General features: G+C 46.8%; 19 protein-coding genes. 4 read left to right on the forward strand and 15 right to left on the reverse strand.

The features are described 5' to 3' along the window. From HQM15_10675 to HQM15_10695, 5 genes are all read right to left on the reverse strand, one after another. Positions 1-4402: hypothetical protein (locus HQM15_10675; protein MBF0493230.1), on the reverse strand; the 4402-nt coding region annotated here is incomplete at its 3' end. Positions 4403-4671: 269 nt separating this feature from the next. Then, complete coding sequence (locus HQM15_10680) at positions 4672-5070, reverse strand: type II toxin-antitoxin system VapC family toxin (GenBank protein MBF0493231.1); 399 nt, start codon at positions 5068-5070, stop codon at positions 4672-4674. Next, a complete protein-coding gene (locus HQM15_10685) occupies positions 5067-5306 on the reverse strand; it encodes a type II toxin-antitoxin system PrlF family antitoxin (protein ID MBF0493232.1) in 240 nt (79 codons plus the stop codon). The genes HQM15_10680 and HQM15_10685 overlap by 4 nt, the downstream gene beginning before the upstream one ends. A 48-nt stretch (positions 5307-5354) precedes the next feature. After that, positions 5355-8771 (reverse strand): CehA/McbA family metallohydrolase, encoded by a 3417-nt coding sequence (locus HQM15_10690; GenBank protein MBF0493233.1) that lies wholly within the window; start codon positions 8769-8771, stop codon positions 5355-5357. A gap of 113 nt (positions 8772-8884) precedes the next feature. Further along, positions 8885-9640, reverse strand: coding sequence for a hypothetical protein (locus tag HQM15_10695; protein ID MBF0493234.1), 756 nt, complete (start codon positions 9638-9640; stop codon positions 8885-8887). Between the two features lie 10 nt (positions 9641-9650). Between HQM15_10695 and HQM15_10700 the strand changes: the two genes are divergently transcribed. Then, complete coding sequence (locus tag HQM15_10700) at positions 9651-9857, forward strand: hypothetical protein (protein ID MBF0493235.1); 207 nt, start codon at positions 9651-9653, stop codon at positions 9855-9857. A gap of 366 nt (positions 9858-10223) precedes the next feature. Here the strand turns inward: HQM15_10700 and HQM15_10705 are convergent, their stop codons facing one another. From HQM15_10705 to gshB, 4 genes are all read right to left on the reverse strand, one after another. Next, positions 10224-11567 (reverse strand): ATP-binding protein, encoded by a 1344-nt coding sequence (locus tag HQM15_10705; protein ID MBF0493236.1) that lies wholly within the window; start codon positions 11565-11567, stop codon positions 10224-10226. Between the two features lie 87 nt (positions 11568-11654). Then, the gene (locus tag HQM15_10710; GenBank protein MBF0493237.1) at positions 11655-13031 is read right to left on the reverse strand and encodes a patatin-like phospholipase family protein; all 1377 of its coding nucleotides are present in this window, start codon (positions 13029-13031) and stop codon (positions 11655-11657) included. A gap of 120 nt (positions 13032-13151) precedes the next feature. Beyond that, entirely contained in the window at positions 13152-14243 is a 1092-nt protein-coding gene (locus tag HQM15_10715) for a tetratricopeptide repeat protein (protein ID MBF0493238.1), read from the reverse strand. Next, positions 14231-15187 carry a glutathione synthase gene (gshB, locus tag HQM15_10720; GenBank protein ID MBF0493239.1) on the reverse strand — a complete coding sequence of 319 codons (957 nt, stop codon included), beginning with the start codon at positions 15185-15187 and terminating at the stop codon, positions 14231-14233. The genes HQM15_10715 and gshB overlap by 13 nt, the downstream gene beginning before the upstream one ends. Here gshB and HQM15_10725 point away from each other — a divergent pair, their 5' ends adjacent. Continuing rightward, positions 15188-16096, forward strand: coding sequence for an RluA family pseudouridine synthase (locus tag HQM15_10725; protein ID MBF0493240.1), 909 nt, complete (start codon positions 15188-15190; stop codon positions 16094-16096). A 45-nt stretch (positions 16097-16141) separates the two neighbouring features. On the opposite strand, the gene HQM15_10730 is transcribed toward HQM15_10725, so the two are convergent. Genes HQM15_10730 through HQM15_10745 form a run of 4 tightly spaced genes read right to left on the reverse strand, consistent with a single transcriptional unit; the run spans position 16142 to position 18377 of the window. Beyond that, positions 16142-16363: a type II toxin-antitoxin system HicA family toxin gene (locus HQM15_10730; GenBank protein MBF0493241.1), complete on the reverse strand. Its 222-nt coding sequence runs from the start codon at positions 16361-16363 to the stop codon at positions 16142-16144. A gap of 2 nt (positions 16364-16365) precedes the next feature. Continuing rightward, positions 16366-16581 (reverse strand): type II toxin-antitoxin system HicB family antitoxin, encoded by a 216-nt coding sequence (locus tag HQM15_10735; protein ID MBF0493242.1) that lies wholly within the window; start codon positions 16579-16581, stop codon positions 16366-16368. 23 nt (positions 16582-16604) lie between these two features. After that, a complete protein-coding gene (locus tag HQM15_10740) occupies positions 16605-17135 on the reverse strand; it encodes a T9SS type A sorting domain-containing protein (GenBank protein MBF0493243.1) in 531 nt (176 codons plus the stop codon). A 12-nt stretch (positions 17136-17147) separates the two neighbouring features. After that, positions 17148-18377, reverse strand: a complete 1230-nt coding sequence (locus HQM15_10745; GenBank protein ID MBF0493244.1) for a methyltransferase domain-containing protein — start codon at positions 18375-18377, stop codon at positions 17148-17150. A gap of 136 nt (positions 18378-18513) precedes the next feature. Here HQM15_10745 and HQM15_10750 point away from each other — a divergent pair, with 136 nt between their 5' ends. Next, on the forward strand, positions 18514-20082 hold the full coding sequence (locus tag HQM15_10750; protein ID MBF0493245.1) for an alpha/beta fold hydrolase: 1569 nt from the start codon (positions 18514-18516) through the stop codon (positions 20080-20082). On the opposite strand, the gene HQM15_10755 is transcribed toward HQM15_10750, so the two are convergent. Further along, the gene (locus HQM15_10755; GenBank protein MBF0493246.1) at positions 20045-20686 is read right to left on the reverse strand and encodes an energy transducer TonB; all 642 of its coding nucleotides are present in this window, start codon (positions 20684-20686) and stop codon (positions 20045-20047) included. The genes HQM15_10750 and HQM15_10755 overlap by 38 nt on opposite strands. Continuing rightward, a complete protein-coding gene (locus tag HQM15_10760) occupies positions 20670-21440 on the reverse strand; it encodes an ABC transporter ATP-binding protein (protein ID MBF0493247.1) in 771 nt (256 codons plus the stop codon). The genes HQM15_10755 and HQM15_10760 overlap by 17 nt, the downstream gene beginning before the upstream one ends. A 113-nt stretch (positions 21441-21553) precedes the next feature. Between HQM15_10760 and HQM15_10765 the strand changes: the two genes are divergently transcribed. Beyond that, a complete protein-coding gene (locus HQM15_10765; protein MBF0493248.1) occupies positions 21554-21664 on the forward strand; it encodes a hypothetical protein in 111 nt (36 codons plus the stop codon). Positions 21665-21934 lie beyond the last annotated feature (270 nt).

Consider the following 21934-nt stretch of genomic DNA (forward strand, 5'->3'; position numbering starts at 1 on the left):
TCAACGCAGCGGCGAAACGCCGGAGCGCACATACTTGGCCTTGAATCCATCGCCAAAGGGGATGCGCCCACTCGCGGGCTCCATTCTTTCCTGCTGCACCAAACCAGCGAGTGCCCCGGGCCAGAAATCCCAGCCGCTCAATACCCATGGAACACACGGCAGACAAGGCTCCGGTGGCTCCCGATTGAAGCATTTGAGCCCCAAAGCCGTACAAACGATAGGTCAGATTTTCATCCCGACCCCAGGTGTCCATCTGCTGCAAACTCTGGGCGCAGGTTTGGAACATGCCATTGACGGCGCCAGAAATAAGGGCTCCCCGAAGCGCGGTAACCGTAAAAGCCCTGCCCGCAAGGCCAACGGCCAATGAACCCGAGAAAACCGCCCCAATGCTAATAAGCGAGTAACAGACATCCTGTCTGTTGCGAGCCCCCACCAAAGTACACTGACGCACCACTTCGCCAAATTGGTATATGCCTTCATCATTATTAAAATCGTCATTCAATAACTGTCTGGCCTGAGCGCGGAATTGGGCATCGTCTTGGTAACCCTGTGCAATCTCGCGGGCCGCACTCATGTAGCGCTCGGCGGCTTCTCGCGCACCTGGCCCCGCATGTTCAAAACGCCCTTGCTCTGAAAACCAATCCCAGAAAACACCCAAGCCTTCTGACCTGTCGGTATCAAACATCGCTTCATTCACCGTACACCAATCGTTCCATCCTCGGTCCCAAAACTCCTTGGTGCCCTCCCAGCGTTCGCCCAGGCGATTCCAGCGCCTCGCAACTTCTTGCGTGTCCCCAGACCCGCCCCCTAATCCACTCACCACACACAAAAGACCTTCACCTAACAAAACCCCCACATCCATCATGAAACCGGCCGAGATTTCACCCAAATCGTGCGCCAAATTTAGACTCATCTGACGAACCGTTGCCTCGGACAAATCCATATTGGAGGCGTTGTGAAGATAAGTTCTTACCCGCGTGGAAACCTCGGCACTTGAATTGAAAAAATCCTGAATCACCGCATCCCCCGCAAAGGGCGGCTGGTGGCGGGCCAAATTCAGTGCCTCTTCATAGGTGGCACAATGCCCGCTGGAAAAGAGCTGTTCTATCTGTGAAAGAAAGGCCTCGATTTGTGCCTCGCCCTCTTCAGAATAGTTTCCATTGTAGGCATGGGCGTTCTGGATGCGATTTTGGTAGGCATTTCTCAGCAGGGCGCGAATCACGTTGCTTAGGGGATGCGAACGCTGTTCACAGCGCTCGCTGTGCACGGTTCGCAAGGCCTCTGCCGCCATCGAATTGCCACTACTGCAGGCCGCAAAAAGGCGCTCAGCCTCTGCCAGGTCACGACGATTCCAGGCCTTCATCGCGGGCACTATCTCAGAAATTTGACGCAGTTCCCGTGCGTCATTTGCCGAAAGACAATGCTCCGCTTCGGCCCTTGCCTGAAGCGGCGGGATCAAATCCAAAATACGATTGGCATGTTGCCCATTCCCTGAAACAGGATGTGAACCACTGGCCTGATTTTCAGCTTGAGCCGACTCGCGGGTGCGCGTACGCACCAGAATAGCGGCCGATTGATTGAGCAGACGCGACCAGGCCAAAGCAGCAGCAGAAGGAGGAGCCGCTTGCGCATAGGCTTCAATAGGCCCCAAGGCCTCTGAAACCCGATTGCCCAGGTAAAGATCGGACATTGAAAAGCGTTCCGCGGCACTCATACGCAGGCCCAGTTCCTGTTGGGTGACCTGCCTGGGGTCGTGATGGGGATTGAGCTGCTCTGCCTGATGAAGCAGGCGATGGCCCACCAAGGCCTCACCTACACTATCATCCAAGACGGCGGCTTGAGGAGGAGAGCCGACCTGCTCAACATGCGCCGAGATCCAAGCCGTGTCCTGATTCTGAATGGCCACTTGAAAGCCATGCTGCAAATCTTCTAGTACGCGACCCGACAAGCCGCGAAGTTCTGCCTGATTTCTTGGCGCTTGCTGCGCAATCACCCTCTCAACGCTGGACTGCAGAGAGGCATCCATCAAGCCTTGCAGAGGCTGCAGCTCCTGCAAGGGACGCAATTGATCGGCAGGGATATAAACATTGCCCTGGGCCCGAATCAAAGTCTCGTTCGCGCTAGTTCGGTCCCCGTCATTCTGGGCATGGGCCACTGCGGTTTGAGCCTGTAGCACTGCGCTGTTGAGGCCAGCATGGACACTGACGGTCGTTAGATATTCCCCAAAGGCCTGCTGGGTTTCGTGAGCAGAGGCCCTGTCACTGCCCTGGGCGGCCACTAGTTCTTCGTGTAATTGGGTGAGATCGGCAGAGAAAGCATTTAATAAATTTTCACGGGCATGGGCAACGGCTTGTGCCTGGGCATCCACACTGGTCTGATTTTCATAAGTCTCCCCTTGCTGACGGTTATTGCCATGTTGAATGGAGTGATCGGAACGCGCCTGATCTTCCGCCTGACTCAGCTTCACCTGCATGAAAGTGGCATTGGGATAACGACTGTCCCCCCCTCGATAAGGCGTCTGCTGCAAATGGTTATCGATGGAGACCAGCAAGGCCAGGGCCTGCAGGCGTTCGGCGGAATGTTCGGGATGTTGCGCGGCCTCGTGGCGAAGTTGAGCCGCTAATACGTAGAGCCTTTCGTTGGTGTTGTGAAGGCTTGCAAGTCGTCCGGGATGAGTCGCCTCATAAGCCTGACGCAACTCTTCTCTCTCAAATGTAACAGGAACTTCTAGTGCCTGATAATAGGCCTGCACCGCCATCAAACGCTCGGCTTCTTCGGCCGCATTGCGCGGAGGGGCAAGATGCGCTTGTTGTTGATGGATGCGGGCCTGCTCAGCTTCAAAGTGAATGCTTCTTCCAATACCGCCTCTTTCATTCAATCTTTCACTGACATAAATCCCTAACCCTCCAATGGGCCCAGAAGCTATTCCTAAGGCAACCTTTTGGGCAAAACTAAGGTGTCCTTCGGCCTCTATAAGTCTATTCACCCACCTGGAATCCTCCTGAATAGCCCGCTCACTCTGGGCCCCCGCCAAGACGCGCGCCTGATGTTCTGCACGAACACCCACGCGTCCGCTTAGGGTCTCCACTCCCCCGCCGCTTAAAATTGCCTGCCTCAAATCGTTTCGAACTCCCATCAAGGTTCTCAAATGCTCGGCACTGAACTCGCTGCCATTCGCACCATAGCAATTTTCCAGGGCCAGAAAGGCCTGAGTGCTGCTGGCTTCATCCGAACAGGCGGCCAGAGAACTGATGCAATTTCGCAGGGCTGAAACCCGCTCGGCATGATGCGCAGTATCTGCAGGAATCTGCTGGGCCTGCTCAAAGGCCGCCAGGGCTGCGTGCCGATTTGCAATAAATTGAGTGACCTTGTCTACTTGTAGACTCTCGTTGATATCACCATGAAAATTGGGTGAGCTAATGCGATGTAGTAATAAATCGAGACTTGCGTCTCTTTCGGCAGCATCCACATGAGGCACGTTCAGACTGTTAAACTCCCCTCTTACTTGCCCCTGCACGCTCTCTTGCAGCGTGGTTGCACGCGTGCGCAGTGCCGCCCCAAACTGAGATTGGGGCAAATGCTGCAGGTGAGAGATATGGGTTAAAAGGCTGGCATAGGCAGAGAGGCGCTGATTTCGGGGAAAAGATCTTCCATCCGCCGCTTGATACACCTGATTCTGCAACTCCAGATCGGACAAGGCCTGATCGTAATGCGTATTGCCCTGACCAAGTTCCCCCAGCTGCTGCACGTCTTGAATAGTGCTGGCGCGAACTTGCCCGCCATCCACGGCCGCATGGATGCGCCCTCGCAGACGAACCCGAATTTCTTCACGCGCAGCTTCTATCTCTGTTTTTTGGGCCTCCAGTTGTGCACGTGTTCCGGTGTTGACCGGAGCATCCATGGGACAGGAATTTTCCGGGGCAGCCACCGCAGGAAAACGCCGCTGAGCGTCCATTAGAGCCTGATTGCCCTGGAGTAATAAATTCAGGCTTGCGATTTGGCTGGAAAGATCTCCATTAAAATGGGCCCGTAATTCTTGTTCTTTCTGACGCAGCTCCGTCACCAAACGGCGCGCCTCAACCACATTTCCAGAACTCACTGCCTGCCGAAGTTGCTGAAGGGTTTCCTGATAATGCTGACGAGCTTCTATCGCACTTTGTAGTGCTGCATGGTTTGGCCGTGCATCGGGTGCGGCGGCAATTAAAGCCTGAAGGCTGGCCCCCGCCTGCTGAACCTGACCTGCTGCCTGCCCATTGTTCGCAACCGGAACCGAGCCAGTAGGCGCCGGGCTTGGTGTTGGAGCTGTGGGAGGAGTCATTGGATGTTCATTATTTGGTACTGGAGCAGGATTTACCGGGCCTCGAGGGCCGCTGGGGGGTATGGGCTGCAATCGGAGTGTCATAATATTCCCAATAAAAACTAGAGGTTAACCGCATGTTTCGCGCAAAAACGCAAAACACATACACTTATCGGCAAGTTCACCAAAAAAGGTGCTAAGTCTTTATCGGATATTGTAACTTTTTTTAATAAAACCCATCCAGCAAAATCAGCAAAACTTGCTTAATTTTCAATAGGTTAAATGTAATAAAAGTTAAGGAATAAAAAAAGATGCTAAGGGGTGTTAAAAGGGGAAGGGAAGAAGGAAGACGTTAGACGTGAGAGGTAAGGGGATTAAAGCATTTTTAGTTTTGGGAAGTAGGTTTTGTAAAAGCCACGGTCTCGTGTGAGGAGACGATCGCATTGCTTAAAAGCATGGGCAGCAACCATAAAATCGGGAATCATCTTGTCACGCTTTCCGCCTTTGCTTCGATAAGCCTTCCAGATTTGGCCGGCTAAAAAACAAGCTTCTTCACTCAGAGCTTCAAATATAAATTCTGCATCCACAAAAACATCAGAAAATTCTCTATGACTTTCAAAATGAGCCGAAACTTCTGCATACACTACATCACTCACCACCAAACAACCATTTTCTATTGCTTGCCTAATCAAAGAAGCAGTGGAATCAAAATTCTCTGAATGCCTGATAAAAACGTCAAACAAAATACTCGAATCAATTGCAGTACGAATCATTCCACCTTACCCCTCATTTCCTCTATAATTTCATCGACACTTTTATCACTTTTTATAATGCCTCTATACTTCGACAACCAATCCGTTTTTGGAGAGGAAGCTGCCTTTTTGACTACAATCCCTTGCTTGGAAATTGTAAAAGTCAGGGAAACACCCGCCTTTAAACCCAGCTGATCTCGAATTTCTTTAGGAACAGTAATTTGACCTCGTTCGGTCATGGTAGATTGATAATTCATATTCTATGATAAGTATGCAAAGTATGAATATTTTTGTCAACGGCCAAGTCAACGCAGCGGCGAAACGCCGGAGCGCACATACTTGGCCTTGAATCCATCGCCATCCACATCCACAAAAATGGGGTTGGAAAACGCAAAGGCCTTGGAGCCGCCGATGAGATCGGGCACGCCTTCATTTTCACGTTCGTGTTTTAAAGTCTCCAGAAAATTCGCAGGGCTCACTGCGGCGGTCTGGGTATTAACGGCCTTGGGCGCGTAGGGGAAGATCGTCTTCGCTGCGCTGGAACCCTTCACCATCACCACAATCCAGCTATCTTCATTTAAGGTAAGAGGAGTATTGATCTGCGCAGAGCGTTTGCCATCGGCTATCTGCTGGTCTATCGCTCCAATTCCTGCCCCTCCACCGCGTTTGAACAGCAAGGTGGGAGAATAGATAAATTTGGGGTTGAGGTGATTCTTTGCAGGATTAGACATATCTTTGGTAACGGTGACAAAATCTTCGGCTGACTTGTCCCAAGGGCCTGACAGATCATCTTTTGCGGGGATGGGATCGGTGTTCACATAAACCTCCACCGTGTCCCAATCCATCCAATCCGGGCTTGAAACCTGAATCTGCAAATTAACGGTCTTGGGACCTGCCCCTGTAAAGGTCAGCGTGTCGCCCAGACCGGCGGTCTGGGTGTCGGAGCTGGCAGATACCTTCATGAAAGGCCCTGCAGACACAATCACTTTTTGGTGATTCACATTGTGCGCAATTTCTTGAGGATCAATCGCCGAAAAAGTGCCTTGGCCATCGCGAGGATCCACAGAGGATTGCACGTAATTTCTCAAAATCCCAATCGGCTCACGAATCTGTCGATGTGTATCGGAAGAGCAGGTGGCTGTCGCAATCTTTCCCAGGTTTAAAAAGTTAAACCAGGTGGGCAAAGAGGTCTCCATCACGTGAGGCAGAGGCACCACGGCAGACTCTCCAATGCAGATTTCCAGAGAAGTAAATTTATCGGTAAAGAGTTTATTGGTGCCATAAGGAAAGGGGGCGTGGAAATTTCCGGCACTGTTGTTATTGGGGGAAAGCCTGAAATCTACAGGATCCGAAAAAGTGGACAAGGGAGGAACGCCCTCAAAATAAGTGGTGGTCACCAAACGGGAAAGCGAGAAATTGCCCAGGGTGTTATCCATAATGTGATTCACCTGCAACACCTGCTCCCCCGGGTTTTGCGCGTCTATCTGGGTGAGTAATTCTTCGGGAGAAAGTAGTTCATGATGGGAGGGACCGGGGCTGTAACCCTCTTTTTTGGTATAATCAAAGGCCCCGCCGGTGGGATCATCGGCATTGAACAACAAGGGGAACGCGATAAAATGCCCAAAGGCCATGGGGGTAATTTCCATTCCGGGGATGGAAGCTACATAATCTTGCAGACCCATTTCATGAATCGCCACACTGTAATCGGTGATCGCGTCATGATCGGCCGAAACCATTAAATCCAGACCTTCCGCCAAGGCAAAATTGACGCGGGCCTGCTGGCCGAAGGGGGAATCGGGTGAATTGATGCCGTGGATATGAAAATCGGCACCCACATAGCCCGTGGTATCCACCACTTTTCGCAAAGTACCGCTGACATTGTTGGTGCCGCCATTGGTCACCGTAATACGTTGGACATATTGAGAATACTCCGGGCCACGCATCAGATAGATATCGTAAGTGCCGGGTTCCAGGCGAAACACGTTGTCATGCACAAAGCGCGCATGGCCGACATTGCTGATCTTCCCTTGAGGATCTAAAAAGAGTGAATCAATGTAGCCATATTGCTGGGCCTGAAATTCAATGTCGGAAATTATGCTCGAATCGTCGTCATTACTAGGATCCGCCGCATTTGGAAGTTTGTGATAAGGGCTGGGATCAAAACCGACAATTCCAATACGAGCCGGAATAATATGCCCATCGGGATCTTGCGCCGTCACCTGCACCAGACCGGATTCACCCAGATTGCATTGGATATGCGTGGTATCAGTAGCGGGAGGACAAACACCCGCCTTCTTTTTATCTTTCAGACTGGGGGAATCTGCCTCAGTCCAGGCCGCTGCATTGTAGAGATATCCTTCTTTATAGACTTCAAAACGGTAATGCCCGCTGCCAAACAGTTGCGCCTTGGGATCCGCACCCCCGCTGAGATTGCCGCTGAAATTTCCCTGGGCATCGCTATAAAAAACGCTGACGGGTTTTTTGGATGTCGTATCAAACACGGTCACGCGAGCCGCAGCCACATTTTGCCCGCTGGCATCTTTTACATTTCCGGAGACTTGCTGGGTATCGATGGCAAGGGCGTCCATACTGCCACCCAAGGCCGAACCCACGTCTCCATTTCCTATTGAGAAATAGCGAGTGAAAACATTTTCACCTGGCTTGACCGCGAAGTTAATTTTGGGCTTAGCAGTAGGATCATTGAAGGGAATGATACCAGTGGTAGCAATGGTTTCTCCTAACGCTACCACCGAAACACCAGAGACGGTAAGGACCTGACTTTGAAAATAACTGCCATCTGTTTTTTTGATTAGATCGGGATCGTAAGAATAGGCATAAGAAACCCCTACATTGGTTTCCATACCCGGATAAACCAAAGCAGGATTATCTGCAGCACCTACCGTTGGACTAGGATAAATTCCCTGCCCCGTATATCCTATTTTCGGAATAAAGGTTTCCAAAGTTCCAGAACTATTCACCCAATCCCCAAAAGGCATTTTCACATCAGTCGATCCATTATTCTGGATATGCGTCTGAATCATGACGTAATTTTTATCGGGGCGCAGAATATAATCGGTTACTATAGTTTGATTGATACCACGTAGCTCAGGCAAATTTTGGAAAGGATTCAAAATATCATTATATTGGGCAGGGAAAAACAAAGTCGCCCCTTTTACGACCTTAGCAAAGGGCACAATGATAGAAGTTTGAATGTAATCGTAAACGTCCAGCACCCCCGTCGCACGCACAATAGCCGGGCCCTGGCTGAGGTCTCCATTAATAACTTCCAATTTTTGATAGAAGGGAGTCCAGGAAACATTGATCTGAGGAAATAAAATACCCCATTGATCATGACCTTTTTCGCCTGCCGCTCGCGTAATATCGCCATCAATAATATTACCACCATACAAAGGAACCCCCGCATTACGACGCGGTTTTTGAATAATGACGCGGATTTTATCGTTTTGAAGCAGCACATCCCCCACTCGCCCTTGGGCCAGCGGACCCCCAATTAAAAATCGGGGATCTTGAATCACTCCCGCCCCGCGATAAGTAGAGGGATCCGTTATATTTGTGGTAAGCGATGGCCCTACCACCCCCTGAATCGTATCTCCCCCTACAGAAGCATCCGGAGGCGGAGTATTATTATTGGAGGAAGAACAGGAGAGTAAGGCAGACAAAGACAAACAACTGAGGGTTAGAATTATTTTTTTTAGTTTCAAGCGAACCTCCCAAAGCTCAGACATGAATGTGCAAGCGGAACTCTATCTATATTATCGGCTAAAGTCTAGAAAGGTTGCTGACGCAGCGTGGCAAATCGGTAAAAATAACAACCCTAAGGCGAGGGCGCGATGACATGGAAAAAAACAGTCACATACGCAGAGGTTGCTCCATAGTCATCCATAGCATAAAACCTTGCTCTAAATTCGCCAAGCCTACTCGGTGTCCACGAAAATACCCTTGTGTTGGAATTAAATTCCGCATCTGGATCTGGAGGTAAGTCTACAAAAACGTTGATGGCATCCCCATCGGGATCAGAAGCATTCACTGGAAGAGAATAATGCTCACCTTGGGTAATTGTAATATCCATACCAGAGGCTGGGGAGCTAATCACAGGGGCACTATTAGCGGCGGAGTGTAGCACATTAATAGTTACATCTATTGAATTGGAACTATTATCAAAGGCATCCCTTGCAATAAACCGCACTTTAAAAGAACCTGTTTGCGAACTATTTGGACGCCAATTAAATAGGCCTCTCTCAAAAGTTGCGTTAGGCGGTAGAGGACCCGTCTCGCCCGACGCTAATAGACTACTCGCCGTAATATTAAAACTATCCCCATCAATATCGCTTCCTGTGACATTGAAACTAAGATCATGACCCACTCGCACTTGTTGAGTCGGAATACTATTTAAGGTGGGGGGGTGATTTATTGCCGGTGGAGGTTCTTCTGTTGTAGGTGTTGCAGGGACTGCTTCAGTATCACCAGCGCAACCTGCTCCAAAAGCGGAAGAAAGCGCGGCAACGCCAAAAGCCGCCACAGTGGTTGAGCTAAAATTTATAAGTGGGACTTTCAAGAGGACAACAGCCAAGGCTGCCGCAGTGATTACTGTAGCCAGTGTGGCAACATCCAAACCCGTCATATTTGTAAAATCGGATGGGGAAGAAGCAGTTCGGGCGACAGGAGGTCGAAAATTACTTACACGTAAGGGTAATGGAGGCGACGGAGGCGGCGGACTGGGGACTCTAGATAAAGAAGACCTTGAGGGCATTGATGCAGGAGTCTGCGACGACACGGAATCCGCATAAACATTAACTGGAGGAGAGTAAGATCTGGGTAGAGTGCGACAAATAAGCTCTGGCATAAATTCCCTTTTTAAAACTGAGGAATGTTTATGCATGCACTAATTCAAATTGATGAAAAAAATCTAGAGGGAAAATGAGCAGACTGCATTATTGCTGTATTGCGTTAAAGGTAGGCCATTGTTGGATCAGCGAGCTAAATCACTAACTCACCTTACGCGATTTCTTTGAAATAAATCCCCCTCTTAAGCTAAGAGGGGGTTGGGGGAGTTATGGAAAACCTTGCAAAATTCAGGGCTTCTCTAATTTGCAAAATCTTTCATAACCCCTCCTCACCTCCCCTTAGCTTAAGGGGAGGGAGCCGCAAGACTATCAAATCAATTCTCTTAACTTTCCTTCTTCAAAATATTCCAGCAAAAATAAGGGAAGAGGAAACACACGAATGCCTTCGTAGGTCGCTTTTTCAAAGGATTTGCTGAGCAAAATGGAGCTGGGATATTTTTTTAATTGCTTGAGATCGTTGGCCCGAATTTGATTGGCCCATTTGACTTCGAGGGGAAGAAAGTGTTTTCCCAAAACCATCACCAAATCAATTTCACCTTCGGCCTTCAGATAATAAGAGGGGATTTTCGATTGATATTGGGAGGCCACGCAGGATTCAACCCTCAGAGATTCGTCACTTTCTTTTTGAATTCTTCGCTCTCGAACTAGCCATTTTTCTAAGGTATTTTGAATGAAGGGATCGGCAAAATGAAATTTTTTGGCTTTTTTAGGAAACGCAATTTTTTTGCTCGAATCGTAGGCCTCTAGCGTAAACACGATATCCATACGCTGCAAAAGTTCGACATAATCGATGAGAGAATCTTTACTCAAACCCGAATGGGTCGCCAAATTGGAATAGCTGGATTGCGAAACCCCCACTTCGATCAGGGCCTGCAAAACTTTGAGAAGATTTTCTTCCGATTTTCCTCTCTTTAAAAAATCGCCCCGCACCCATTGCTCAAAAGTGGCATAGGTAGAAAGACTTATTTTTTTGCTGCCATGCAAATCGTTGATGGCTCGGAGATAGCCTCCGCATTGGAGGTAAGAGCCAAAACAGGTGAAAAGTTTTTCTATATTTTTCTCAGGATTTTTTAGCAGAGAAGGGTCCATCAAATTTACATACTCTCGAAATGAAAGTGGATGGAGATGGAAATCCACCTGGTCTGCCCTGCCTCTCCTGCCCGGAAAACGCGAGGCCGCTTCTTTTAGAATGACGCTGTCGGACCCCGTTAAAAGACAAAAACCACGACGAAACCATCCCTCATCGGCCAAGGCCTTGATGCTTCTATCCCAATCTTTCACAAAAGTGATTTCATCGATCAGCAGCAAAAAGGGGGATGAATCGTTGGGCAAGCCTTCAAGAAAAAAACGCAGGATACGCGTGAGCTGAAAGTGGTCTAAAATCTGGTCCGCGGGTAAAAAGAAAATGGAGTCTGCAGAAAATCTTTTTGCCTTTAAAACTGCCTCAATCAAAAGCTTGGTCGAGGTGGTTTTTCCAATCTGCCTCCCTCCGGTGAGAATCAGTATGCCTGGAGATTTCCAATCGATGGCCTTCCACCAATCGAGAGGCGAGACATAGCGAAGTTCTGATAAATAGGAGAGATGGGGATCTTGTTTTTGAAAGAGGCCAAACCCTTCAACAAACAAATTGTGGCGGCGAAATTCTTCAATCATCTAACGAGAATAAAAGACTTTCATGAATTTGTCGAATGGATAATCGACAAATTTGTCGAATGAGTAATCGACAAACGTACTACCATACTACCTGCGACGATTGCCCCCTGCGATGACTCGCAATTTCTGCTTGGGAGAACGCCCCTCCAGCACATTCATGATGGCATCGTCATCGTTGGCGGCGCTTCTCATATTGTCTTCATCATTATTCACCAGCTCCCGGGTGGTTTCGATTCCATAAGAATTCAAGATGGCAGAAATTTGCTCGTAATGCTCGTCAATGGATTCCCGGACCGATTCAAAACCATGTTTGGCGGCCCTGGCACGGGTCCAAAACGCAAAGGGATTCATGTCAAAGAAGGTAAAGTCATCTTCCTTGGGTTCGATGAGGATAATGTCTCCATTGAAATTTTTATCTTCCCGGAAGGTGTTGAGCCCATACATGAGACGCGAATGATACAAGGTACGAAACACCTGGTTGAATATGCCAAAGACGCCACTATTTGTAATGCGCTTGTCTTTGGTAAGATAGCGATTGCTTTCGCGGATGTACTCCAAATTGACGATATTTCTAAAAGGTCGGAAGGGATTGTAACAAATAATCAACTCGGCACCCTTGTTATAGGCCACATCGATACTTGCCGTTTGCCGAACGCCGCCGTCCAGATAATCCACGCCTTTGACACGCGCAGGCTTGTAGAAACCGGGCATGGCGGTAGAAGCCATCACCGATTCAGATATCGTGATATCATTGCGTTCATCCCAACCAAAGACCACCCGTTCAGAGGTATCCAGTTCCATGGCGCAAATATAAAGCTCTTTTCCGCGCATACGCTTGAGCACCTTAAAATTATTGGTCATGCGATTGCGCTTCACTTGGGCCCGCAGATATTTTTCGAAGGCTTTATTATCAAAAGCGCCACTGGGCATTGCCGACAAGATGGAAGGGAAATCGCGGGTGGAATAAACCCCTCGCACTAAGGGGCGCAGCATTTGTTCGTAATTCGAATAATTGGGGTCCGCCAAAAATTTGAGGATTCCATCTTTCATTTTTCCCGATACCTGAGGAAAGTTGGAGATAAAATCGACGAGCACTCCTGGAAAATAGGTAAAAGTATCGTAGAGATATTTGAGGGGGCGCTCGATACATTCTTTCCAATTGGGACTATAGATGTGCAAGGGAGAAAGCTGTTCAAACCGCTCACTGGCGCCATCGAGGCTTTTGAGCACTTCTTCTGGTGAAATGCCTCCAGCCAAGGGAACCGCCAGAAAGGCGCCGGCTGAAATACCTACATACATGTCAAAATCGGTGACCTTTTTATTTACCAGATAATCGTTGAGGGCCTTCAGTCCCCCAGCCTTGAAAGCACCGCCGGATACAGCTCCTCCCGCCAAAACCAGGGCGGTTTTAGCATTGAGTTTTTTCTTGGTAAGATCGCTCTTTTGAATGATGGTAATACCCATATTTTCCCCTTATTCCCCATTCCAGCTTCGCTCACGGATTATTATGACATAATGTGTCATTAAACCTTTTCACAAGTTCCAGGCATTGGCAAATTGAAAAACACAATATTTTCTTCGTCATTACTTCTTCCTCTCCCTCAATTTATTCAATTCCTTTAAAGGCAGATTATAGTCTGGGTAACTGTGATACGCCTCTTTGAAATGATTAAACGCTGCCTCTTCTTTACCCTCCTTTAGATCGATACGCCCCAAATCGGTAAGGGCATAGGCCTTCCAGGCCGACACGGGGGCTGTCGCCAAAAACTTCTCATACCAGGTTCTGGCCTCCACCAGTTTGCCTTCCTTAAAATAAGCCATGGCCTTAAAAAACTGCGCCACTGTGATATCGGCATGTTCCTTTAAAAGTTGATCGTAAATAAGATGGGCCTTCGCATATTCTCCTTTGGCAATATAGAGATCGCCCAATAAATTCCGTACGATAATGGATTCCGGATATTTTTTTAAAATACTTTCCAACAGCGGAATAGCCTCTTGCGTATCGCGAGACTCGTGAAGACAAAAGGCCAAAGACACCTCGGCCAAGGCACCCACCACGCGCCCTTTGGAGAGGGCCAGCTTCACTTGCTCCAGACCTTCTTGGCGCTTGTCCTTAAAAAAAGGCAGAAAAGTAAGTCGATTGGTAAAGACCGATCTCCAATAATCGTACATTCCCAGCCCCAGATAGGGGTCATAAAAACCAGGATCTTTCTGAATCGCCCGGTTCATGGCCTTACGAGCACGAGCGGCCTCCACCAGGGCGCGAAAATAGGCATCGCTACGCATCAGATAAAAACCCCGAAGCCCTGAAGAAGCAGCAGCCAAAAACAATTCCCAGGCCTCCGGATCTTTTTGATTTAAGACTGCATCTACAATTTTTTTATTTTCGGAGGAGATAAGCTCGTATTCTTTTTCAAATCGATTGTCGTAATTTTCAAACATGCGGACTTGCCAGATCGCCATCTGTCCAAAGGTACCGAGCACCGAGGCAGGTTCTTCTTGCTGAATCTTCTTAAAATAATTCAAGGCTTCATTATATTGACGATGAAAGACAAGGTCTCGACCCACAATGGCCTTTTGTTCAGAACTGGATAAGGCGGGCTGAGATTGGGCCCAGACAAAAGAAGGAAAGAAAAGAAGAAAGAAAAGAAAAAGAATTTTGGTTAATTTGAACATACCTGACTCTCCACCCAATCCAAGACCCGGACTTCCGATTTTTTGGACTTCATCGCTTGAGTCAAATTAATCTCCCTCAATCCCATGGGTGAAGTCACATTAATTTCGGTGAGTCTTTCTCCAATCAAATCGAGCCCCACAAAGTATAATCCTTTTTCCTTCAAAACCATTCCCAGAGAGAGGGCCATGTCTTTTTCGCGCTTACTCAAGCTGCATGGTTTGAGAGAACCTCCGCTGTGCAAATTGGCGCGATGTCCGCTTTTTGCGGGGATGCGGGCAAAATAGCCTAAAATTTCTCCATCCAGAAGCATCACCCGCTTATCTCCTTTTTTAACTTCAGGAAGATATTCCTGAACAATGACATAGAGCTGCCCTTCATGAGAGAGCTGTTCAAAGGCCACGGCCAGATTAGAATCTCCCTTGGGACAATAAAATACGCCGCGTCCTCCCGAGCTATTGAGCGGTTTGAGCACCACACCTTGAGAAAATCGGGAGGCAAATTCCTGTATCTTCTTTGGGCTTCGGGTCACACAACTTTGGGGAATAAGATCTTTAAAATTGAGCGGAAATATTTTTTCGGAGGCCTCCAGAATCCCCAGAGGATCGTTTACCAGCAGCACTTTTCCACTTAGGGCCTGGAGCAGATGCAGATGATCAATATAGCTCATATCTACCGGTGGATCTTTACGCAAAAACAAAACATCCAGATTTTCCAAGGCCATTTTCTGGCTTTGGAGGACCTTGTAAAAAGGTCGCTTTCCGATTCCCAGGATTTTAAGTATCGAAGTCTCGGCAAAAAGTTGATCGCCTTCATAGTATAAATCCGCTAGGGTGAAAAAAATAATGCTATGCCCCCTTTTTTGGGCCTCGAGCATCAGAAACAGCGTGGTTTCTTTATCGGGGTCAAAGTGAATGAGGGGGTCACCAATAAATCCGATTTTCATATGCAAACTCTCAAAGTTAAAAAAGATACAAAACTCGATCTGTTCTTGAAAGATGCACTGGGCATCTCGCGTAAACAAGCAAAAAGTAAGATCGATGCCGGTTTACTGAAGGTGAATGGCAAAAAAGTGATCATCGCCTCCTGGGAACTTGAAGCAGGAGACAAGGTGGATCTTCTTCAGGATGAAAAAGAAACGCTAAATCACGATGAAGCAAAAAATTATTATTTGAAGGTGGTACATGAAGATGAGGATTTGTTGGTGGTCGAAAAAGACGCCGGCCTGCTGAGTGAAGCCCATCCCCGCTCACTGAAACCTGCGCTTCCCCAAATTGTTTATGAGTATTTGAAGCGCACCCATCCTGAATTGTCTCATCCCTTTGTGCTTCCTATCCATCGCTTGGATCAACACACTTCCGGCCTGATGGTGTACGGAAAAAGCAAACGAGCCAACGCCCTACTCACCGAATTCAAGACCCATAATATTCATCGGCGCTATCAAGCCTTGGTGGAAGGCCGTGTTTCAAAATCGCAAGGCCGCATCGATGCCCCGCTCTTGAAAACACCTCAAGCCAAGGGGGCCAAGATGCAGGTGAGTACAGGACCGCTCGCTCAAAAGGCCATCACCGATTATCGGGTCATTCATCGCTATCCCAAACATACTTTACTGGAAGTGGATTTAAAAACCGGCCGCACCCATCAAATTCGCGCCCATCTTAGTTACTTGGGTTTTCCCGTGGTGGGAGATCCACTCTACGGAAAAAATAAAAACCCCTCGAGCACCAAGGCCATCGGCCTGCACGCCTCAGAACTGGGCTTCCGACATCCTGCGAGTGGAAAGAAATTGCTATTTAGAAGTAAACTCCCCAAACATTTCAGGAAGTGGGTGGATCAGAAGATTGGACAAGTTTAAGGAAGCTGAAAAACAGGTTTGCTCTAATTTTTTTAATTAATTCTGTTACAGTTGTTCTAAAAATTCCTCTACCGACAAACCGGCATTTCGGATAAGCGCACGTAATGTTCCAATTGAAAGTTCTTTGTGCTGAGGAATAGATAAATTCGCCCTTACCCCCTCTTTTATCATTACTAAATGACTTCCTACTTGGCCTGATACTTCCCAACCGAGCTTCGAAAAAACCTTCACAGCTTCTTTTCCGGATATGTTTGCTAATCGTGCCATATCTACACTGCCACTACTATTTCTTGTTGGGTATTTCGTTTGGGATAATCTTTAGTAGCCTTTTGATCTTCTGCCCACAACCACGCAATAATGGCCTCTTTTATATTTTCAAGGGCTTCTTTTTCATCTTTACCCTGAGACACGCAGCCCGGTAAGGCAGGACATTCTGCCACTATCCAACCATCTTCCGCTATTTCCACCTGCACGTGAAACATCATAATATCTCCTCTCCTTGCTAAAGCTAAAAACTCACCGAAACTTCCCTGGTCGTATTACTAAAAATCACCACATCGTTGAGGGGGACTTCCTGCTTGTTCGTTTTGATCTTCAAATTATAAGTGCCCGTGGGAAGCGTAATGGTATCTTTGGTAAAAAACTCGCGAACTTTTCTTCCATCGAGGCTTAAAACTTCTACTGAATCCAGGTTGGGATTAGGGGAACTTACCTTGATATTTCCAAAACCCACCACATTCACCTCGGTAAATTCGGTAGGAAGAATGCTTACCTCTTTGCTCCACTCTGTATTTTGAAGTTTCACCCTCAGTTCATAATCTCCTATCAACACTTTGGTCATGTCGGCACAGGGGATGGGAATGAATTTTCCCTCGGTTTGGCTCGCCTTTCCTTTAATTTCGCAGGTGTCGGAAGGGAGGGGCGTTTTGACTCGAATGCGACCAAAGGCCCTTTCGGACTTAGGGGCCACAGGATCCAAGGCCCAGCTGGTAGAACAAATGAAGATTAAGGATAAAAGGAGTAAGGGTTTGGTTTTCATGGGAGGCTCCTTCTACAACTTTGTTAACACATCATCCTTCTCTAACTTCACTTCCCCGTTAACAGTAAAATCCCTTTCTTTCAACTGAGGAATCACCGCTAAATCTCCACGGTGCATTTCCGAAAAAGCCTTGTTTTTTGGACTGGCATTTTTATCTTGACGCATCACATGCCAACGCCCTGCAGGCCCACACAACACCACCTCGGCCTTGCCTTTCGAGCCCATTAAATTACTAATGACCCGGTAGACATCCGCCGCTTTTGCTTTTCCCAAAACCTTATCCAAAACACTTTTTTCCGCCTTGGAAAAAATCATATAGGAGGTCTTTAAAAAATCGTTCTTGGTCTTAAGCATTTTACTGAGCTGCTTCATAAACTCGGGCTCTTGCCACTCAATATAAAAATGGCACCAATCTCTATCTCCCGCTCTCAGCATAGGACATTCTTTTTGATGCAGGCATGGGGCATAAAGATAAAGTTTTTTTCGGGCCAGGATTTCATCTCGAAGTTCCATGAGCTCACGGGAGGTCCACTGCAATGCAGGATCCAACAGCATCATAAAGCCTTCGGGCGACAGATGGCGCATGTAAATTTTTTCTAAGAATTTGGATTTGGTATCGGCATCAGAATGATCCCACTCATTAAGAAAATTGGCCGAGAGGATGAGATCGTATTGATCATTTTTAAGCAAGGTGTCGGGCTTACCGCGTCGCAAATCAAAAGTTTTAGCCAGAAAATTTACTTTAAAGGGAATTTCTTTGGCTTTTAAATGCTCTTTTAACAATTCATGCAGTGCATGCGCATCTTTGGTGACATGATAATTAAGATCGAGGGATAAAACATCGATTTCTTTTTTATCTTTGGGGGCAATCTGGGCAAGTAAGTCGAGAAGAGCCAGGGTGAAAGTCCCCGGACCACAACCCAAATCGAGGATTTTTAATTTTGGTTTTTTGAAAAGTGCCTCGGGTAATTGAAGAAGTACTGACTGGGCCTTACAGAAATTAAGTGGCAAAAAATAAAGTAGATATCCTGCCCTATATTTTTTTTCGTTGAGGTAATTGTTAGGCAAATCAGAACGTTCGCTGGTGAAAAGCTCAGAAAGCTCCTGGGCGCCTTCACCAAAAAACTTGAGGTCTTTAGGACCAAAATCTTTGTCCGAAAAATTTTTCAGGCGTGTATCCGCTAAAAAAGTACGCTTGATATAGGCTTTTAAGAAGGCTTCGATATGTTTAGGGAAACTCATTTTCATGACTGAGGGGGGAGAATAGCGGCTTTTTGTCATTAAGGAAAAGATTTTTTTTAAAAAACGATGTTTTTTTTAAAAAAAAGGGTTTTTTCTTGTCAGGGCTCGGAAATTCTTTCTACATGAAGCCCTAAATATGAATACAAAAAACGAAAACTTTCTCGAACAACTTCTAAAACCTCTGGATTGGAGCCTGGGTTTTAGCCTAAAAACGATAAAAAAGACCTACTTGGGTAGAAATTTTACCCTTAAATCCTTTTCCGTCTTTCAGTTTTTTTTAAGTCAGCATATTTCGCGTTATTTTAAGCTTAAAACCGAAGGAAAGGAAAGCTTACCTCCTCAAGGCCCGCTTATTTTGGTCGCCAATCATCAAAGTTGGTTGGATATTCCCCTGATTGCCGCCGCCATCCCTGAAAAAATATGTTTTTTAATCCCAGATGAGTATCAAAAATGGCCTTTTTTGCATCAATTGATAGAACTTTCGGGTTCCATCTATATCGAAAGCCAGGAAGATGATCGTGCCTTCGAGGAGGCCGCCGAAAGACTGGCTCGAGGGGAATGGGTCTGCTTGTTTCCGGAAGGTCAAATTCCCGGAGATAAAATTTCCCGTATGGAGGTAGAAAGAGATACGGGGCTGCTGCCTGGTCACACGGGTTTTGTTCGATTGGCCCTGCTCTCCGGGGCCCCCATTTTACCGATTGGAATTAGTGGTTCCGGAAAGGCCTTTCCACCGGAAGCCTATCCACACCGTGACATTTCAGCCCTTCCCAAAAGAGAAAGTGTGAAAGTAAAAATTGGAAAACTGCATTCCTTAACCAGCGCTGGGATAACCAAAGGAAAAAACCAGGACCTTGCCCTTTGGTCTATCCATTGGTCTAAAGAAAAACTCATGAGCGAAACCAAAAAAATAATGGAATTCATTTCAAAATTAATAGATCCCGTACAAAATTATATCCCCCTGAAACTGCCTTTGAAGGAGCTTCCTCAATATTCAAAAATCGGAGTGCTGGTGCTCCATGGTTTTACCTCCAGTTTAAAAGCGGTGGATGGAATCAAGTCCTATTTGGAAAAATCAAAACTCCCTTATGCCATGCCTTTGTTGCGAGGTCATGGATCTCAATACAAAGATTTGGCTGGAGTTACCTGGAATGAATGGGTAGCAGATGCCGAAAAAGCGCTGTTTGAGCTTTCGGAAAAAGTAGAAAAAGTGATTGTAGTAGGACTTTCGATGGGCGGTTTGGTCGCCTTAAAACTAGGTCTAAAACATCCGGATAAAATTGCAGGAGTGGTGACTGTAGCAGCGGCTTTAAAATTTGCAGATCCCCTGGCCCCCCTCACTAAGATAATCGCAAAAATTGTCCCTTATTGGCCAGGGCCAAAGTCGTTTAATGACCCCGAGTGTGCAAAGCAAAACCAAAATTATTCCTGGTTCCCGACGGATGCCTTTTGTTCACTCTATGATTTCGCCAAGCACATTGAAAAAAATCTCTCGAAATTCAAGGTGCCCCTCTTGGTGATTCACTCTAAAAAAGACTCTGTCATTTCCCCTATAGCAGCTAGCATCATTTACGAAAAAGTAGGATCAGAATGGCGGGACATTAAATGGTTTCAAAAATCGGGGCATGACATGATGCAAGATTATGAAGCTAAAGAGGTGTTTGCAGAGATTATGGATTTTGTGCTGAGATTTCGGAAGGTAGAGTAAATCTCAAACTCGTCTCCACAACCTCTTCATAAAAAGGAAAGGGCGCCGCACGTCTCACTGTCGCCAAGGCCTCCTCGTCCAAGATTTTAAAGCCACTGCTTTTTACCAAATTCAAAGATTCTACATCTCCTTTTAATCCCAATTTAAAGCGCAGGGAAACCAGACCTTCCTGAGCGCGCAATCTGGCTGCCTCGGGATACCGTTTCGCGCCTTCGATCTTTTGACGGATCAGGGCCAGAAGATTTGATCCTCCGCCGGAGGATTTCCCCGGGATGGAAGTGCTAGAAGTGCCAGGGCCTTCTCCTCCGTTTGAGCCAGAAGAGGGGTTTCCTATCTCACCCGATTGAACAGGCGAAGGATTTTGAACCAAGTTTTTGGAGGAAAGAGGTCTTTTTTTCAAAACAGAAATCGCCTGAACTTTCTCTTTTGCCTCTGAACTGAAAGAAGCACTTTCTTCCCCCATCTGAAAAAGCTGCAGTGAAGAAGTAGAAAGAGAATGGAGAGAGGGAGTTAAAAAAAGAGAAGCGGGCCAAAAATAAAAGAACACCGCAATACCAGCGTGAATAAGCAAAGAGAGGAACAGAAATTTAGAAAACTTGCCCATAAATATTTGGCATTAGATCTGCCTTCAGATCAAATACCTCTCTAATATTTTTTTCATTCAATGCTTCTGAAGGGACAGCATCCACCTTTACTTTCCCTCCCTTGAGCATCAGCAGACGACTACACAATTTGGAAGCAAAATGTAAATCGTGCAAAACCACAACCAAGGTATAGTCTTTTTCTTGATGCAGCTTCTTAAGTAATTCGCAAAGTTCTATTTGATGCTTGAGATCTAAATGCGTAAGAGGCTCATCCAACAACAAGACTTGGTTTTTCTGACCCCAGGCTTGCGCCAAAGCCTGAGCCAAAAATACCCGTTGCTTTTCCCCCCCCGAAAGCTCTGTTAAGATGCGCTTCTCCAGGTGCAAGGCATCCACCAAGCTCAACGAATAACGTGCAATCTCCATATCCTTTTTATTTTCCCAAGAGAAGCGACCTATATACGGAAATCGCCCCATCAACACGACTTCTAATACTCGAAAAGGGAAATCCGATTGGACTTCTTGTGAAAGCATAGCAATAGATCGCGCTTTTTCCTGAGCCGAATATTGCGAAAGTTTTTTATTTTGAAAACAAACCTCACCTTGAGAAGGTTTCAGAATCCCTGCCATCAATTTCAAGAGAGTGCTCTTGCCACAACCATTGGTGCCTAAAATTCCCAGGAAATCGTTTTGAGCCAGACTAAAAGATAAATCTTCAAAAAGAAGATGAGAGGAATAGGAAAACGAAATTTGTTGGAGGGAAAGTAAGGGCATTGTTTTAACAAATTGGATGATAAATACTCCTGCGCTCAAACGAAATATTGAATTGGGTGTGTAATGAAAATACACAAATCCGTCTACTGACGAATTGAGGCACAAGCCTCCAGGTGATTTACAGGATATTCCTCGATTATCGAAATGGCCGAGATAAATATCTCTCACAATTCTGGAAAATTATTAATTTGGATTTTGCCGCAGCCAACTATACAAATTTTTAATTCCGTTCTAGTACCACTCTCAGAGTTAGAAACGAAGTCAATTTGCAGCCCTTAAGTAAGGGCGTGTGTGGTGAGGCCTTATGACCGATTTATTTGCGGCTCGTATGCAAATGGCAGTGTCTTTTGCATTTCATATTGTTTTTGTGTCAGCGCGCATGACAGGGAGCCTGGAGTTCGCATGATAGGGCCCCACCTGTACGCATGATAGGGACCCGGTGGTTCGCAAGGATAGGGACCCACTTTTTCCTCTAAAAAATAGCGACGGATCTT

Source organism: Deltaproteobacteria bacterium (genome assembly GCA_015233135.1).
Classification (GTDB): domain Bacteria; phylum UBA10199; class UBA10199; order JADFYH01; family JADFYH01; genus JADFYH01.

Excerpts from the sequence above, each read along its gene's own strand:
- HQM15_10680 (MBF0493231.1), bottom strand. The coding sequence starts at position 5,070 with ATGATTCGTACTGCAATTGATTCGAGTATTTTGTTTGACGTTTTTATC.
- HQM15_10685 (MBF0493232.1), bottom strand. The coding sequence starts at position 5,306 with ATGAATTATCAATCTACCATGACCGAACGAGGTCAAATTACTGTTCCT.
- HQM15_10705 (MBF0493236.1), bottom strand. The coding sequence starts at position 11,567 with ATGATTGAAGAATTTCGCCGCCACAATTTGTTTGTTGAAGGGTTTGGC.
- HQM15_10710 (MBF0493237.1), bottom strand. The coding sequence starts at position 13,031 with ATGGGTATTACCATCATTCAAAAGAGCGATCTTACCAAGAAAAAACTC.
- HQM15_10715 (MBF0493238.1), bottom strand. The coding sequence starts at position 14,243 with ATGTTCAAATTAACCAAAATTCTTTTTCTTTTCTTTCTTCTTTTCTTT.
- gshB (MBF0493239.1), bottom strand. The coding sequence starts at position 15,187 with ATGAAAATCGGATTTATTGGTGACCCCCTCATTCACTTTGACCCCGAT.
- HQM15_10725 (MBF0493240.1), top strand. The coding sequence starts at position 15,188 with ATGCAAACTCTCAAAGTTAAAAAAGATACAAAACTCGATCTGTTCTTG.
- HQM15_10730 (MBF0493241.1), bottom strand. The coding sequence starts at position 16,363 with ATGGCACGATTAGCAAACATATCCGGAAAAGAAGCTGTGAAGGTTTTT.
- HQM15_10735 (MBF0493242.1), bottom strand. The coding sequence starts at position 16,581 with ATGATGTTTCACGTGCAGGTGGAAATAGCGGAAGATGGTTGGATAGTG.
- HQM15_10740 (MBF0493243.1), bottom strand. The coding sequence starts at position 17,135 with ATGAAAACCAAACCCTTACTCCTTTTATCCTTAATCTTCATTTGTTCT.
- HQM15_10745 (MBF0493244.1), bottom strand. The coding sequence starts at position 18,377 with ATGAGTTTCCCTAAACATATCGAAGCCTTCTTAAAAGCCTATATCAAG.
- HQM15_10750 (MBF0493245.1), top strand. The coding sequence starts at position 18,514 with ATGAATACAAAAAACGAAAACTTTCTCGAACAACTTCTAAAACCTCTG.
- HQM15_10755 (MBF0493246.1), bottom strand. The coding sequence starts at position 20,686 with ATGGGCAAGTTTTCTAAATTTCTGTTCCTCTCTTTGCTTATTCACGCT.
- HQM15_10760 (MBF0493247.1), bottom strand. The coding sequence starts at position 21,440 with ATGCCCTTACTTTCCCTCCAACAAATTTCGTTTTCCTATTCCTCTCAT.